Genomic DNA, 15,582 nt, shown 5'->3' on the forward strand with positions numbered 1-15,582 from the left:
GGAGAGGATTGCGCCCGGCACGAGCAGTGCCGAGAGCAGAATCAGTTTCGCCGCGCGCAAAGGCCTTTTATGCAGTGATGATCCTTGGGCGCGACGCATGAAAACTCTTTACTGGCCTCTCAGCCTCTTCAACACTTCCAGGCTCGGATGGCCGTCCGGGTCCAGGCCGGCCTTCGACTGGAACGACATGATCGCCGAACGCGAGCCCTGGCCGATCTTTCCGTCGAACTTCCCATCATAATAGCCGTATTGTGACAGGCGCTGCTGCAATTCCTGTTTCTCGGTGAAGGACAGCTTGGTGAAAGGCCGGTTCCAGTCCTGAACCATGCCGCTGTATCCGGCGATTTGGTCGGCAAGAAGGCCGACGGCCAACGCATAGCGATCGGAGTTGTTGTAGCGCTTGATGACGAAGAAGTTCTTGGTCATCAGGAAAGCCGGGCCGCTGCGGCCGTCGGGCACTTTCAGCTCGGCATTCATGCCGCCGTTCGGAAAGGCCTTGCCGTTTGCGCGGGTCACCCCGGCGGAAGCCCATTTGGAGATCGACATCGATCCGCTGGGGAATTTACCACCGGCGGGAAGGCGTACTTCGTAGCCCCAGGTCTGGCCACCCTGCCAGCCGTTCTTGGCCAGCAGATTGGCCGCAGTCGCCAACGCGTCGGGAATCGAGGTCCAGATGTCGCGACGTCCATCGCCATCGGCGTCCACCGCATAGGCCTGGTAGCTGGTCGGGATGAACTGGGTATGACCCATGGCACCCGCCCATGAGCCGGTGAGATGACTTTCGTCGATGTCGCCACGCTGCAGGATCTTGAGGGCTGCGATCAACTGGGTGCGCGCGAATTTGGCGCGCTTCTGGTCGCCATAGGCCAGCGTCGCCAAAGAGCGCACGACATTGCGCATCACCTGATCGTTCTTGAGGATTTCGCCGTAATTGGACTCCATCGACCAGATCGCAAGAAGGATGTGGCGGTCGACGCCGAACCGGGCTTCGATCCGGTCGAGCCAAGGCTTCCACTTGCGCGCCATCTCGCGGCCGACGGTGATGGATTGCTCATGCACCCGGTTGTCGAAATAGTCCCAGACCGGAGCGGTGAATTCCGGCTGATAGCGTGCCTTTTCCAGCACTTCCGGGTCGGCGGATGTCACGCCGCGGAAGGCGCGATCATAAGTCGAGCCGGATATGCCGCTTTGCGCAGCTACAGACCGAAAACTCGCCACCCAGCGCTGGAAACCCGCGTCCGCCATGGCCTGGCCGGCGGGCAGCAGCAGGGAAAGCGAAAGGCCTGCAACCACTGCGGCGCTTTTCAGGCGTCGTAGAACCTGGTTGACGGACATCATTTTCCTCCTTGCAGAATTTAGGAAGATCAATCTTCGCCCATGCGGGTTAGCAATAGGTTTACCATAGCTTCCAGAGGAACCAAAAATGCTCAATTGGCTTGTCGTCATGTACACAAAAGCGTTACCCATTTAGCATTCATCAACATCGGCATGAAACTATAACGCGCCAGAACAGGCCCATAAGAAACGGATATCGGCACAATGAAAAAAGTTCGGAAAGCGGTTTTCCCGGTGGCGGGCCTCGGCACCAGATTTCTGCCGGCCACAAAGGCTGTTCCCAAGGAAATGCTGACTGTCGTCGACCGCCCGGTGATCCAGTATGTCGTGGACGAAGCCCGCGAGGCCGGCATCGAGCACTTCATTTTCGTGACCGGCCGCAACAAGGCGGTGATCGAGGATCATTTCGACGTCCAGTTCGAGCTTTACGACACGCTTGCCCAGCGCGGCAAGGATGAGGTTCTGGCGAAGCTGCAGCGCCTTCAGCCTGCACCGGGACAGACCAGCTTTACCCGCCAGCAGGTGCCGATGGGCCTGGGTCACGCCGTATGGTGCGCGCGCGAGATCGTCGGCGACGAACCGTTCGCGCTGCTCTTGCCGGATATGATCATGCAGTCGGAGAAGAGCTGCATGAAGGAGATGGTCGATCTCTACAACGAGGCCGGCGGCAACATCATCGCCGTGCAGGAATGCGATCCAGCCGAGACCCACAAATACGGCATCGTCGGCCGCGGCAAGGACGTGCACAACGGCTTCGAGCTGACCGAGATGGTGGAAAAGCCGAAGCAGGGCACTGCCCCGTCCAACCTGTTCATCAACGGCCGCTACATCCTGCAGCCGGAAATCTTCGAAGTGCTGTCGACGCAGGAACGCGGCGCCGGCAATGAAATCCAGCTGACCGATGCGATGCTGAAGCTGAAGAACAACCAGGACTTCTACGGCTACCACTACCAGGGCAAGACCTTCGACTGCGGATCGCCCGAGGGCTTCGTCGAAGCAAACGTGGCCTTCGCGTTGGGCCGGGCCGACTTGCACGACCGCATGTCCGAGACGATCGGCAGTCTTCTGAAAGAGACCACCCCGATCGAGCGCCGCAAAGTCGCGCGCTGACTCATATAGGACGTGACAAGAGGCGGAGGCTGCGAGGCCTTCGCCTCTTTTTATGTCGATATATCCGCCTCAGCGGCGAACCGTAACGCCCAGGAAAGCGCTGGTCGCGTCATAGTCGCGACCTTCCATGGTGCTTTTCAGAGTCTCATAGGCGAGACGCCCGGTAAGCCCGGCGTAGCGGTTGATCCACCATGTGGCGCTGGCTTCGGCCGTGAAGGTTTCGTCGTGGTCGTCGCTGCCGACGTAGTCGCGCCAGGCATAGCCCAGGGCGGCTGTGGTGGTGATGTTGCGGCGCAGTTCATGGGTAACGGCCAGGCGGCTTTCATAAAGCACCGAACCGCTTTCGCCAGCGCTGGTAGCGGCCTCGGCACGCGTCGCCCCGCTGAGCCTGACATCCCAGCCGCGCCGGGGCGACCAGTTTATCGCGCCGTCGACGGTGAAGGCGGATACCGGATCGAGCCGGTCGTCGTCGAACTTTTCGCGCAGCCAGCCCAGGGCAAGCTCGCCGGTCAGTTTCTCGCGGAGGTCTACCGCGATGCCGGCGCGCGCGGCGAAGATATCGGCGGAACGCTGGTACCCGGCTGAATCGATACGATTGTCATATGTCTTCCGGCCGGCCTGGATCTCGGCAAAGGGAATGAGCGCAGGCGACAGCTCATAGCCGCCGCGCAATGTTGCCGACAGGGTGGTACTGTTGCGGTCTTCCTGCGAAATCCGGTCGCCATTGGACAGTTCGGCGTCCTCGAACGTGTCGCGCTCGACATCGCCGACAAGCCGCAGCCGCAGCTTGCCGATATCCTTGTGAAGACCGGCGCTGCCGGTGACGATGTGCCGAAGCGGCCGTGAGACTGTTCCCTCGACGATGTTCGGAGAATTCGCCGATTCAGGCCGCACCTCATAACTGAAGCGCCCGATGCCCGTCAGGTCGCGACCCAGATCCAGATCGAGTCCGGCATCGAGGCCGCCGAGATTTTCATCGAGGTCCTGGCCGGAAATCGAACGGCGGGCGGTGGCGTAGGCGTTTACCCGTGCGGAGTGTCGCGACCAATCCGACTCGGCATTGAGCCGGATGGTCGTCTCGGAGATCGTCGCCGATCTGCCGGTTGCCGACGAATCGGCGTTGGTCGTGCCGCGCAGCCCCTGCTCTACGCTGGGCCGGAGAATGAAGGAGCCGGCCCTGATGCCTTCCGCCGCATAGGGCTCGGCCACGGCGGTGCGGGGCCGAACCTGCACGGCAGGCTGGCGTGTTGCCGCCTCCGCGCGCCCGAAACCGGGATCGGTTTCCACCGCGGGCTGCCGAACGCCGCCTGTCGCGGTATCGTCCAGGGGAGCGCGCGCCGCCGGGACATCCTCTTCCTCGGCCTCCGCCGCATCTTGGTCTCCGCCGTCCAAGGGGGCGGTTTCGGCGTCCTCGTCGGACCCGAGAGGATTTTCCGATATGCCCGTCCTGTTGACGCCGCGAACCTCATCCGCGGGCTGGGCGGGTTGGAGCGCGCTGTCTGGATAGAGCTGGTTTTGCAGCATCTGCCGGTCGCGTTCCAGCAGATATTGGCTGGTGGCGTTTTCGTCGACTTCCCCGCGCAACGGCGGCAGGTCCTGCGCGGCAGCCGGCGTCGCCAGCAAGGCGACGACGCTCACTGTTGCCAGCAAGACGTAAATCGCCCTTCCGGGGGCGCGGGACCGTCTATGTCTTCTCGCCGTCATGCTCACCATAGCCTCGGCGCAAGCGCGCCATGCTTACCAAGCGGTAAACAGGTTTGGTTAACGGGGGGTTTAAGCAGCCTGCGACGGCCATGCCTTGCCAACGAAATCATGGACAGAAGCGGTTGGACGCGCTAACGCACGGCCATGCATCCAGGCTCTTTGAAGAAGACCATCGACCGCGAAGCCGTCATCGCCTCGGCGCTCAAAACCGTGGAGACCGAGCGTGCGGGATTGACCGCTCTGGCCGGTGCGCTCGAAAGCGGGCTGGCATCGGCTTTTGCCGATGCGGTGGCGTTGCTCGCAACCATCAAGGGCCGCACCATCGTGACCGGTGTCGGCAAAAGCGGTCATATCGGCTCGAAGGTCGCTGCAACGCTCGCCTCCACCGGAACGCCGGCCTTCTTCGTGCATCCTGCCGAGGCCATTCACGGCGATCTCGGCATGATCGCACATGACGACGCTATCGTGGCGTTGTCATGGTCCGGCGAGACCGCCGAGCTTAAGGGCATCGTCGCTTATTCGCGGCGGTTTTCTATTCCTTTGATCGCAGTCACCTCAGGCGAGACTTCGGCGCTGGCGCGTCGGGCCGATGTGGTTCTCCTTCTGCCCAAGGCGGCTGAAGCCTGTCCGCACGGTTTGGCGCCGACCACATCGACGCTGCTGCAACTGGTCGCTGGCGATGCGCTGGCGATCGCGCTTCTGGAAGCACGCGGGTTCACCGCGGATCATTTCCGCACCTTCCATCCCGGCGGCCAATTGGGCGCAAGCCTGACGCCGGTGGGCGAACTGATGCATATCGGCGACGAACTGCCGATCTGTTCACTCGGCACCAAGATGCCGGCGGCGGCGAAGGAACTGTCGCTGAAGCGTTTCGGCTGCGTCTGTGTGGTGGGGGCTGACGGAAGACTCGAGGGCATCATCACCGATGGCGATCTCGCCCGCAACATGGACCGCAACCTCGCCGAAACCGTCGTCGACGAGATCATGACCCGCAATCCCAAGACCGTTCCGCCTGATATGCTGGCCGGAACCGCGATTGCGATGCTGAACGACCACAACATCAGCGCGCTGGTCGTGGTCGAAAGCGGGAAGCCGGTCGGGCTGGTTCACTTCCACGACCTGCTGCGGGTCGGCGCAGCGTAATTAACAAGCGTCTGCCCGAATCAAAGAACGGCCGGAATTTCCTCGACAACCAGATCGAGTTCGGTTTCGCCAGTCGCAACCACGCGCACCCGCGCGCCCGCGGGCAGATCCGGCCCGGCGACGCGCCACATCGTATCGCCGAGTTGAATGCGTCCACGTCCCTCGCGGATCGGCTCGGTCAGGGTCGCGGTGCGACCGACCATCTGGGCGCTGCGCCGGTTGAGGAAAGGCTGGTCGCTAGTGTCCTTGCGGTTGGCTGTGATGGTCCGCCCTGCGAAGGCGGCGACAAGAGCCAGCACGAGAAACACGATGACCTGAACCTGCCAGCCCCAGAACGCCGTGCCGGCGAGGGCCAGCGACAGCGCGCCGGTGATCAAGGCCGCGATGCCGACCCAGAGCAGAAACACGCCGGGCATGAAGATTTCGAGCACGAGCAGGACCAGGCCGAGCAGCATCCAGTTCCAGGGGCCAAGCTCAAGGATCAGATCGTAGATCACCGCATTCTCCTCCAGCCGCAGCGGGCCTGTGGCTACCCGAGATGGTGCAAGTCGCTCGCTCCACTCGTCATCATCGCAAAGCGCTCGGTAGGCGGTGCTAAGCCTGATCCGGCGTAATGCGAGGCGGACGATTGGTCGAGCGCGGCTGTTGCGGGTTTGCGCTGTCGCCGAACACCTCGCGGGCAATGGCGCCGATGCCGCCGAGCGAGCCGATCAGCGCGGACGCTTCCATCGGGAACAGCACGATCTTGTTGTTGTTCGAAGAGCCGATCTTGGCCAGGGCCTCGGTGTACTTCTGCGCCACGAAGTAGTTGATGGCCTGCACGTCGCCCTTGGCGATGGCTTCGGAAACCACCTGCGTCGCGCGCGCTTCAGCTTCCGCCGAGCGCTCGCGGGCTTCGGCGTCGCGGAAGGCGGCTTCCTTGCGGCCCTCGGCTTCCAAAACTTGAGCCGCCTTGAGGCCTTCCGCCTCCAGGATCTGGGCGCGCTTGTTGCGCTCGGCCATCATCTGGCGCGCCATGGATTCGACCATGTTGGCAGGCGGGTTGATGTCCTTGATCTCGATGCGGGTGATCTTGATGCCCCAGGGATGCGCCGCTTCGTCGACCACGCGCAGCAACCGATCGTTGATCGCATCGCGGTTCGACAGCAACTCGTCGAGGTCCATGGAGCCCATGACCGTTCTGATGTTGGTCATGGTCAGGTTGAGGATCGCGTTCTCCAGACCTGACACCTGGTAGGCCGCCTGCGGCGCACTCAAGACCTGATAAAACGCCACCCCATCCACCGCCACAATGGCGTTGTCGCGGGTGATGACCTCTTGCGTCGGTACATCGAGCACCTGTTCCATCATGTTCAAGCGTGCGCCGATACGGTCGATGAAGGGGATGATCAGGTTGAGGCCGGGTGTCAGCGTCTTGGTGTAGCGGCCAAAGCGCTCGACCGTGTAGTTGTTTCCCTGTGGCACCGTCTTGATCGATGCAAAGAGGAACAGCAAAACCAGAATCACCAGGATCGGGATGATGATGTCGGGACCGGTCAGTTGCATGGTTTTCTCTCCTGGCGGGCTGGTGTCTGAAATCCGTCCCGCAGACGTAGCGCATCGGCCGTGAAACCGGAATCGGTTTCTTGACCCTAAGTGGATCTAAGCCGTTCGCCGCCGGATGTCATACCCATCCCGACAGTTCGCGACGCACCAGCGTTTCGATCACGGCCATGCCTTCTTCGCTGTCGTTGAGGCATGGAATATGGGTAAAGTTCTTGCCGCCTGCGTGATGGAAGATTTCACCGGCTTCGCCGGCAATTTCCTCCAGCGTTTCCAGGCAATCGGAAACGAAGCCGGGATTGAACACGGCAATCGACTTGACGCCTTCCTTGGCGAGCTTTTCCACCGTCATGTCGGTATAGGGCTGCATCCATTCTTCGGGTCCGAAGCGCGACTGGAAGCAGCCGATCAGCTTCTTCTCGTCCCAGCCAAGCCGCTCGCGCAGAAGCCGCGTCGTCTTCCAGCAATGGCATGGGTAGGGATCGCCGCGCTTGAAATAGCTCTGCGGGATGCCGTGATAGGAGGCAATGACCACCTCCGGCTCGAAGTCGAGCGCGGCGAGATGCTTTTCGATCGAACGGGCGAGAGCCTCGATATAGACCGGCTCGTCCTGGTAGGACGGAACCGTGCGCACGGCCGGCTGGAAGCGCAGCTTCATCAGCGCCTCGAAGAACTTGTCGTTCACCGTGGCCGTCGTGGTCGCCGAATATTGCGGGTAGAGCGGGAACATGACGATGCGCTGGCAGCCGGCGGCAAGCATCTTCTGGACGACGCTTTCCATCGACGGGTTGCCGTAGCGCATCGCCCAGTCGACCACAACATGGTCGTGATCCGCCAACGACATAGCGAGCTTTTCCGACTGGGCGCGGGTGAAGGTGCGCAGCGGCGATTCGTTGCGCTCCTTGTTCCAGATCAGATCATAGGCTGCGCCCGATTTCTTCGGACGGGTGTTGAGCACGATGCCATGCAGGATCGGCAGCCAGAGCGCGCGCGGCCATTCGATGACGCGTTTGTCGGAAAGGAACTCCCTAAGGTAGCGCCGCATCGACTTGACGTCCGTAGCGTCGGGTGTGCCGAGATTGACCAGCAGAACGCCCACCTTGTCGACCCTCACCACCGGGTGTTGCGGCGGCAAAGGACCGAGAGCCTTGGCGGCCTTCAGGTCAATTGTGGTGTTGAGGGTCATGGTCGGTCTCCGATCTCGCTCTTGCCTATCCCAACCGCAGCCGCCTTAGAATGCAGCGTGTAGCCGCAGGCGAGCACAGGAATGAAAAGACCCGCCCGGAGCGTTCCGAGCGGGTCTTGTCGGTCAGAGCTTATACGGCTCAGTTGGCCGCCGGGATCACCAGTGTCTCGCCGATCGTCAGGTGCCGTGCGCGCGCGTCGGGGTTGGCTTCGGAAATCAAGCGCCACTTCAGCGGATCGCCATATTTGGCCTCTGCCAGATCCCAGAACGTGTCGCCTGCAATGATGGTGTGCGAGCTCTCGGCAGATGCAGCCGACGTGCCTGGGGTTGCCGGTGCGGGAGCAGAAGGTGTTGCCGGGGCCGGCGCAGGTGCGGCCGGTGCTGGAGCAGACGGCGCAGGTTCAGCCGGTGCTGGCGCTGCGGGTGCCGCCGGTGTCGCAGGGGTGCCCTCGATCTTTGGCGGGGTGTTGGCGATGTCGCTGGAGCCGGCCGGAGGTGCCGGCATGGCCGGTGCAGGTGCTTCAGCTGCCGGCGCGGAGGGGGAAGCCGCGGGCGGGGTCGCAGGAGCGGTTGGCGCAGCCGGTGCAGCAGGCGTAGCCGGGGCGGCGGGTTCCGCCGGCGTTGCCGCGGGTTCCGCAGGCTTCGGCTCCGCCGGCGTTGCCTGTGCCAGTTGGGTGATACGGCCGTCGAGCTTGGGGGTGAAGGGGCGGTTCTTGCCGAGATAGTCGGCCACCACCTGTTCCAGGCTCGGGCCGTAATCGTAAGCGTTCTGGCCATTGGATGCGAAGAGCTTGTAGCCGTCGCCGCCCTGGCGGACATAATTGTTGGTCGCCACCGTGTAGACCTTGGCCTCGTCGATCGGCGCCCAGTTGCCGCCGTCCATCACTTCGACCGATTTGATGCGGCCTTCATTCGGCTTTACCGATTTGTCGAACGAATATTTCAGGCCGGCGACCTGAGGGAACTTGCCCTTGCCTTCCTCAATCTCGCTGACGCCTGCCTCCAGCGAAGCGACGATGTCCTTGCCGGAAAGCTGGAAGGTGGCAAGCGTGTTCTGGAACGGCAGCACCGTCAGAACCTCGCCCATGGTGATGACGCCCTGGTCGATGGAGGCGCGGATGCCGCCGCCGTTCTGGAACACGATGGTGACGCCTTGATCCTTGACGCGATCGAGGATCGCATCGGAGATCAGATTGCCCATCTCGCATTCCTTGGCGCGGCAGGTCTCGCGGCTGCCGTCGATCATGGCGGTCGCCTCGGAAACTTCCTTGTTCTTCAGCTCCTCGATGGGCGCGCCGAGTTCCTTGATGCGGGCGAGAACGGCCTCATCCGGCTTGATCGCGTTGTCGAGGAAAAGGGGGTCGCCATTGGCTTCCTTGACGACGCCATTGTCGTCGAAGACGACTTTGAACTCGCCGAGATATTTCGAATAGGAGGCCGCCTGGGTGACGGGCACCTTATACCCTTCGGGGTTGTCGACCATCGTGGGATAGGGGCCCTCGGCCTTGGCGTCCGTGTTAGACAGCAGCGAGTGCGAGTGACCGCCGACCACCACGTCGACGCCGGGGATCTTGGCGATCAGCTCCTTGTCGCGGGGATAGCCGACATGCGTCAGCGCGATGATCTTGTTCACCCCTTCCGCCTTCAGCTTCTCGACTTCGGCGGTGATCGTCTTGATGTCGTCCTCGATGGTGATGTTCGGGCCAGGGGAGGCGACTTCGGGCGTGTCGTTGGTCACGGCGCCGACGATGCCGATCTTCTGGCCGCCGACCTCGATCACCATCGACGGCTTGATGCGGTCGCCGACCTTCGACTGCGCGTTGGGATGAACATTGGCGCTCAGCACTGGAAATTCGATTTTTTCCAGGAATGGCACCAGCGCCTCTTCGCCATCGTCGAACTCGTGGTTGCCCACGGTCATGGCGTCGAATTTCATTTGGTTGAGGAATTCGGCTTCCACCGCGCCCTTGTAGGTGGTGTAAAACAGCGAGCCCTGGAAGTTGTCGCCGCCGTTCAGAAGCAGCACGTTCTGGCCGTCGAGCGCCTTTCGGCGGTCGGCAATGGCGGTCACCAAGCGGGCCGCGCCGCCGATGCACTTGCCTTCCGTTTCTTCCTTTTCGGAACAGGTCGATTCAGTGGCGTTGTTGGATTCGATGCGGCTGTGCCAGTCGTTGATGTGCAGGATGTTCAACGTGTAATCGGCAAAGGCGCTGCCTGCCGAAATCCCCATTGCCGACACGGAAAGCGCGGCAAGTGCTGCGAATTTTCTCATATGATGTCTCCCGAGTGATCTGGTGCGAGCCATGGAGCCGTTCGCCCGCCGAAACCGGTGCGTTCTGGGGTCATGTTCACACCCCCGTTTTTCGGATGCAAGGAGAATCCGACCCTGTTCTGGCGACGCGGTTAATTCGTGTAGTCGCGCTCGTCGGCTATGACCTTGCCATCGTTTGGCAGGCTTCCTTTGCCGGCTATGACGACATCGCCGCTCAGCTTGGTGATATCGCGCAGCGAGGCTGCAACGGCTTCCGACGCGATCTCGTCTGCCGGTTCGACATGCAGCGCCATGACGTCGCGCTCGCCGTCGCGCCGAACCACCAGCCGGGCCTTGGCGATCTCGGGATGCCGCTTGACGATCTCGGCGATCTGCTTGGGATCGATGAACATGCCCTTGACCTTGGTGCGCTGGTCGGCGCGGCCCATCCAACCCTTGATGCGCATGTTGGTGCGGCCGCAGGGCGACTGGCCGGGAAGAACAGCCGAGAGGTCGCCGGTGCCGAGCCGGACAAGCGGATAGGCTGGATTCAGACAGGTCACGACCAGTTCGCCAACCTCGCCGTCCGGCACGGGATCGCCGGTGCCGGGCCGGACGATCTCGACCAGCAGGTTCTCGCTGACGATCATCCCGGGCAGGGGGGTGCCCTCGTCATCGGCACTTTCATAGGCGATGACGCCGAACTCGGCCGTGGCGAAACATTGCAGCACCGCGATGCCGCGCATGCGGTATTCCGCTCTTAGCGACGGGAACAACGCGCCGCCCGAAACCAGGCCCAGCGCGATCGAGGACAGGTCCTTGCCTGTCTCTTCCGCGCGATCGAGGATGACCTTGAGGAAGTCGGGCGTGCCGCTGTAGGCTTTGGGCTTGAGCACCGCAGCCGCGTCGACCTGCATGTCGGTGTTGCCGGTCCCTGCTGGAAAGACCGAGCAGCCCAAGGCACGCGCGCCTTCGTCCATGAAAAAGGCGCCCGGCGTCATATGATAGGAATAGGCGTTGTGGACCGTATCGCCTTGCCGGATGCCGGCTGCGTACATTGCGCGGGCCACGGCCTTGGCCTCCGTCTCGCCGCCCTGCGGCTCCCAGATCGGCCCGGGCGACAAGAAGATGCGCTTGCCGACCACAGCATCGGGATCGACGAAGCCGCCAAAGGGCGGCGTGCGGGCCTGGAAATCCATCAACTCCGGCTTGCGCAGCACCGGCAACCGCGCCAGATCCTCGCGGCTGCGGATGCCAAGGTCATGCCCGTAAAGCCATGAGCGCAGGCCAGGGAGCTTTTCTGAAGCCGTACTCAGGAAGGGCGCAAGGCGCTCGAAAAATGCCTTTTCGCGCGCCTCGGGACTGCGTGTTTCGTCCGTATCGAAATGCTTCACCGACAACCTCCCCGTCTTTTGAGGGAAGTTATCGCAACAGCCCGCCGCCCGCGCAAGCGCGCAGGCAACCGATCGTTCAGACGCGCCGGGTCAGCGTGAACTGCTGGTTGGCCGACGATGTGCAGTTGAGCTGATTGAGCGAGACCATCAGGCAGTTGAAGCCGATGGGTGCCTGACGGATCAGCGAGGTTCCGGTGATCTGGACCGCGTTGGCGCCCGTCATGGTGTAGCTGCCGTCGGACAGGGTCTGGCCGGTGTCGGTGGCAACGGTCTTGAACGAGCCCGCCGAGAAGGTCGACAGGCCGGTGCCCTTCGCGTCGATCCAGGTACCTTCCACGCCGGTCGGCGCGGGACGGCCGCCCGGACCTCCGGAGGGAGGCGAGCCGGCGGTGGTGCATGCGGCAAGTGCTGCCGCGAGCAAGGTCATCGACCCCGCCCGAATGATGGTGCGATCAATTTTCATATGCCGTCCTCTCCACATCCGCCTTGCTTCAATCGCTTGATTTGGCGATGAAAGCAAGGCGGTGCGTCGGATTTGTGTCCCAAAACAGGGCAGATTACCGCACCAGAATATTGCGGAACTGCCACGGGTCGTCTTGGTCGAGGTCTTCCTCGAACAGGCCGGGCCGGCCTTCGAGCGGGGTCCAGTCGGTGTAATAGCCCGCTGTCGTGCCGAGATAGCTGGACTGCACTTCGAGGCAGCGGCGATAGTCCATCTCGTCGGCCTCGACGATACCGGCCTCCGGATTTTCCAAAGCCCAGACCATTCCGGCCAGCACCGCCGACGTCACCTGCATGCCGGTGGCATTCTGGTAAGGCGCCAGCTTGCGGGCTTCTTCGAGCGTCAGCTGCGAACCGTACCAGTAGGCGTTCTTGTCGTGGCCGTAGAGCAGGACGCCCAGTTCGTCGCGCCCGTCCACCAGCTCGTTCTCATCGAGGACATGAAGCAGCGGCTGCGGTTTGCCCGCCGCGCCGAACATCTCGTTCATCGACAGGATGGCGTCGTTGCACGGATGATAGGCGTAATGGCAGGTCGGGCGATATTTGACTTTCCCCTCCTTCGATCGGACCGTGTAATAGTCCGAAATCGAAATCGCCTCGTTATGGGTCACCAGCAGGCCGTATTGCGGCCCCGGGGTCGGACACCAGGTGCGCACGCGCGTGTTGGCGCCGGGCTGCTCCAGGAAGATCGCCGCCTTGCAGCCTTTCTTTTGCTTCCGGGCGTTTTTCGGCATCCACTTTTCGTGCGAGCCCCAGCCGAGTTCGGCGGGTTGCAGGCCTTCCGAGATGAACCCTTCGACCGACCATGTGTTCCAGAAGACGTTGAGCGGCTTGGGCTCCTTCGCACGCTGCGTGTCGCGCTCGGCGATGTGAATACCCTTGACGCCGGCCTTCTTCATCAGCTTGGCCCAGCCTTCGCGGTCGGACTGTGCCGGTTCCTCGAAGTCGAGTTCCAGATCGCGTGCGAGATTGAGAAGCGCCTGCTTGACGAACCAGGAGACCATTCCGGGGTTGGCGCCGCAGGTCGACACGGCGGTCGTGCCGCCCGGGTGCTTGCGGCGCTCGGCCAGCAGTGTTTCGCGCAGCGCATAATTGGTGCGCTCGGCATTGTCCTTGTTGTCGTCGAAGTAGAAACCGAGCCAGGGCTCGATGACGGTGTCGATGTAGAGCACGCCGAGCTTGCGGCAGAGATGCATGAGGTCGACCGATCCGGTATCGACCGACAGGTTGACGCAGAAGCCTTGTCCCCCGCCTTTCGTCAGCAATGGCGTCAGCAGATCCTTGTAGTTCTCCTTCGTGACCGAGTCCTGGACAAAGGCGATGCCGCGCTCGTCCAGAATTTTCCGATCCGTATCGCGGGGGTCGATGACCGTCATCCGCGATGTGTCGAACTTGAAATGGCGTTCAATGAGGGGGAGGGTTCCGCGACCGATCGAGCCGAAGCCGATCATCACGATTGGTCCTGTTATCTCACCGTAGACCGGCCATTTTGCTTTCGCCATTTACGGGGGCACTCCTTTTCTGTTGCTGTGCTTTTCCTATTGTTTGGCTAATCACAGAACTGTGTCACAATAAACCCCAAACTGCAGGTTTCGTCGGAGATGGTTACCTGCAACGAACTGCTGCTACCACAGTTGCATGACGGTTTCGGGTTGTTTTGCGCCAGTTCATCGCAAGGATACTGGAATAAGCCCGCGAAGCGAATTGCCGCAGAACAGGCGGGCGTACCGTTCGAGGTCGGCGTGATGAACGATCTTTTCTACAGCCTTGCCGCTCGCAAGCAGTTCTTCCCGCAAAACCCCGGCCAGCAGGCCGGATGAAAGCGGCGGCGTGACCAAGATGCCGTCATCGCGCTCGGCGAAGATGGTGGTGATCGTGCCTTCGCAGATCTCTCCAAGCTCGTTGAGGAGAATGACTTCGTCGGCGTCGTCGCGCGAGAACTCGGCGCGGGCCGCATCGTAAACGCCGCGTCGCGTGGTCTTGTGGCGCAGCTGAGTGTCCGTCGAATCGAGCTGCGCCTGGGCGATGCGGACGTTCCAGACCGTATCGGCAGGCAGTGGCACAAAGGGTTGTGCGGCCAGATCGATGGTGCCTGTGGCGGAGAGTTCGAGCCGGACCCGCAGCGCGCCGTTTCCGCGGATGCGGGCCAAGCGATCTCTGATATCGGCCTCGGGATAGACAAAGCCAAGAACCGCCGACGAGGCAACGAGCCGAGCCAGGTGCCGCTCCAACCTGACGAAGCCGCTCCCGGGTTCCCACCGAAACGTCTCAATCAGCCCGAAGCTGGAACCGTTCCCGTCGCGAAGCGCGCTTTCAGAAGGCATTCCGCATATTCCTCCTCGGCCGTGGAATCGAACACCACGCCGCCGCCGACATTGTAGACCGCCTCGCCATTCTCGTGCAGTGTGATGGTGCGGATGGCGACGGAAAAGCGCATCGGGCCGGTCGGCGAAACCCAGCCGATGGCGCCGCAATAGGCGTCGCGCGGCACGGCTTCCAACTGGCGCAGGATTTCCATGGCGCGGATTTTCGGTGCGCCGGTGATCGAACCGCAAGGGAACAGGGCCGCGAAAATGCGCTCGATCGTCAGGTCCGGCAGCAGCTTGGCTCTGACACGGCTGACCATGGTGTGCAGGGTTGGATAGGTCTCGATGCGGAACAGTTCGGGCACGTCCAGGCTGCCGACCTCGCTGATCAGCGAGATGTCGTTGCGCAGGAGATCGACGATCATCCGATTCTCGGCCTGGTTCTTCTCATCGTTGCGCAGGAAGCGCTTCTGCCGCTCGTCTTCGGCCTTGGTGCGGCCGCGTGGCGCCGTCCCCTTCATCGGATGGGTTTCGATCCACCCTTCCGCGTCGATGTCGAAGAACAGCTCGGGAGACCGCGACAGCACAGCGGGACCGGCAAGCGAGACCAGCGCGCCATATTTCACCGGCTGACGCTCCACCAGCGCCTCGAACGCGCTCAGCGGCGTTCCCGACCATTGCGCTCTTACCGGAAAGGTGAGGTTGCCCTGATAGCAATCGCCCTGCCGCAGATGCTGGTGCAACCGAGCGAAACGTTCGGCGTAATCGCTTTCCGACCATGCCGCGCGCGCCTCGAAGATCGGCCCGTTGGTCGCAGGCGAAGGGGTTGGCAGGGTTCGTTCGGAAGGTTGGGTGAAAACACCCATGCAGACCAAAGGGGTGCGTCGGCCCTCGGGCAGGATCGGCCGCAGCTTCGGCTCCAGCAGATAGCCGGCCTCATAGGAAAAATAGCCTGCCAGCCATTTCCCAGCGCGACGCGCCCTTTCCAGCGCGTCCATGGCCGGGAAGAAAGCATCCGCCGTCTCCGCCACGATGATCTCGGCGGGACTTTCGAACAGAAGGTCATGTCCCGCCACATCGTCGCGAAACAGCACGAAAGGCGCGCTCATC

Annotated in this window: 13 protein-coding genes; 2 read left to right on the forward strand and 11 right to left on the reverse strand. The window is 62.3% G+C overall.

All coding sequences use genetic code 11. The features are described from left to right. Positions 1-108 precede the first annotated feature (108 nt). Positions 109-1,338: a lytic murein transglycosylase gene (locus ICI42_RS07090; RefSeq protein ID WP_407945142.1), complete on the reverse strand. Its 1,230-nt coding sequence runs from the start codon at positions 1,336-1,338 to the stop codon at positions 109-111. A 201-nt stretch (positions 1,339-1,539) separates the two neighbouring features. On the opposite strand from ICI42_RS07090, the gene galU reads away from it, so the two are divergent. After that, a complete protein-coding gene (galU, locus tag ICI42_RS07095; RefSeq protein ID WP_188163864.1) occupies positions 1,540-2,445 on the forward strand; it encodes a UTP--glucose-1-phosphate uridylyltransferase GalU in 906 nt (301 codons plus the stop codon). Between the two features lie 69 nt (positions 2,446-2,514). Here the strand turns inward: galU and ICI42_RS07100 are convergent, their stop codons facing one another. Next, positions 2,515-4,095: an outer membrane beta-barrel protein gene (locus ICI42_RS07100; protein WP_188163865.1), complete on the reverse strand. Its 1,581-nt coding sequence runs from the start codon at positions 4,093-4,095 to the stop codon at positions 2,515-2,517. A gap of 198 nt (positions 4,096-4,293) precedes the next feature. Between ICI42_RS07100 and ICI42_RS07105 the strand changes: the two genes are divergently transcribed. Continuing rightward, positions 4,294-5,292, forward strand: coding sequence for a KpsF/GutQ family sugar-phosphate isomerase (locus ICI42_RS07105; protein ID WP_188163866.1), 999 nt, complete (start codon positions 4,294-4,296; stop codon positions 5,290-5,292). 20 nt (positions 5,293-5,312) lie between these two features. Here the strand turns inward: ICI42_RS07105 and ICI42_RS07110 are convergent, their stop codons facing one another. The 9 genes from ICI42_RS07110 to ICI42_RS07150 all read right to left on the reverse strand — a co-directional run bounded on the left by ICI42_RS07110 (position 5,313) and on the right by ICI42_RS07150 (position 15,581). After that, complete coding sequence (locus tag ICI42_RS07110) at positions 5,313-5,789, reverse strand: NfeD family protein (RefSeq protein ID WP_188163867.1); 477 nt, start codon at positions 5,787-5,789, stop codon at positions 5,313-5,315. A 97-nt stretch (positions 5,790-5,886) separates the two neighbouring features. After that, complete coding sequence (locus ICI42_RS07115) at positions 5,887-6,837, reverse strand: SPFH domain-containing protein (RefSeq protein ID WP_188163868.1); 951 nt, start codon at positions 6,835-6,837, stop codon at positions 5,887-5,889. A 118-nt stretch (positions 6,838-6,955) separates the two neighbouring features. Beyond that, positions 6,956-8,020 (reverse strand): ferrochelatase, encoded by a 1,065-nt coding sequence (hemH, locus tag ICI42_RS07120; RefSeq protein ID WP_188163869.1) that lies wholly within the window; start codon positions 8,018-8,020, stop codon positions 6,956-6,958. 139 nt (positions 8,021-8,159) lie between these two features. Continuing rightward, on the reverse strand, positions 8,160-10,292 hold the full coding sequence (locus ICI42_RS07125) for a bifunctional metallophosphatase/5'-nucleotidase (protein WP_188163870.1): 2,133 nt from the start codon (positions 10,290-10,292) through the stop codon (positions 8,160-8,162). 131 nt (positions 10,293-10,423) lie between these two features. Continuing rightward, a complete protein-coding gene (locus ICI42_RS07130) occupies positions 10,424-11,671 on the reverse strand; it encodes a phenylacetate--CoA ligase family protein (protein WP_188163871.1) in 1,248 nt (415 codons plus the stop codon). 70 nt (positions 11,672-11,741) lie between these two features. Further along, positions 11,742-12,128, reverse strand: coding sequence for a hypothetical protein (locus ICI42_RS07135; protein WP_188163872.1), 387 nt, complete (start codon positions 12,126-12,128; stop codon positions 11,742-11,744). Positions 12,129-12,222: 94 nt separating this feature from the next. Then, complete coding sequence (locus ICI42_RS07140; protein WP_188163873.1) at positions 12,223-13,668, reverse strand: homospermidine synthase; 1,446 nt, start codon at positions 13,666-13,668, stop codon at positions 12,223-12,225. A 165-nt stretch (positions 13,669-13,833) separates the two neighbouring features. Further along, entirely contained in the window at positions 13,834-14,490 is a 657-nt protein-coding gene (locus ICI42_RS07145; RefSeq protein WP_188163874.1) for an aminotransferase class IV family protein, read from the reverse strand. Beyond that, positions 14,439-15,581: an aminodeoxychorismate synthase component I gene (locus ICI42_RS07150; protein ID WP_188163875.1), complete on the reverse strand. Its 1,143-nt coding sequence runs from the start codon at positions 15,579-15,581 to the stop codon at positions 14,439-14,441. The genes ICI42_RS07145 and ICI42_RS07150 overlap by 52 nt, the downstream gene beginning before the upstream one ends. Between the last annotated feature and the right edge of the window lies 1 nt (position 15,582).

Origin of the sequence: Oryzicola mucosus, assembly GCF_014534685.1 — a bacterium.
Lineage (GTDB): Bacteria > Pseudomonadota > Alphaproteobacteria > Rhizobiales > Rhizobiaceae > Oryzicola > Oryzicola mucosus.

Coding starts and splice junctions, on each gene's coding strand:
- ICI42_RS07090 (WP_407945142.1), bottom strand. CDS start 1,338: ATGATGTCCGTCAACCAGGTTCTACGACGCCTGAAAAGCGCCGCAGTG.
- galU (WP_188163864.1), top strand. CDS start 1,540: ATGAAAAAAGTTCGGAAAGCGGTTTTCCCGGTGGCGGGCCTCGGCACC.
- ICI42_RS07105 (WP_188163866.1), top strand. CDS start 4,294: ATGCATCCAGGCTCTTTGAAGAAGACCATCGACCGCGAAGCCGTCATC.
- ICI42_RS07115 (WP_188163868.1), bottom strand. CDS start 6,837: ATGCAACTGACCGGTCCCGACATCATCATCCCGATCCTGGTGATTCTG.
- hemH (WP_188163869.1), bottom strand. CDS start 8,020: ATGACCCTCAACACCACAATTGACCTGAAGGCCGCCAAGGCTCTCGGT.
- ICI42_RS07125 (WP_188163870.1), bottom strand. CDS start 10,292: ATGAGAAAATTCGCAGCACTTGCCGCGCTTTCCGTGTCGGCAATGGGG.
- ICI42_RS07135 (WP_188163872.1), bottom strand. CDS start 12,128: ATGAAAATTGATCGCACCATCATTCGGGCGGGGTCGATGACCTTGCTC.
- ICI42_RS07140 (WP_188163873.1), bottom strand. CDS start 13,668: ATGGCGAAAGCAAAATGGCCGGTCTACGGTGAGATAACAGGACCAATC.
- ICI42_RS07145 (WP_188163874.1), bottom strand. CDS start 14,490: ATGCCTTCTGAAAGCGCGCTTCGCGACGGGAACGGTTCCAGCTTCGGG.
- ICI42_RS07150 (WP_188163875.1), bottom strand. CDS start 15,581: ATGAGCGCGCCTTTCGTGCTGTTTCGCGACGATGTGGCGGGACATGAC.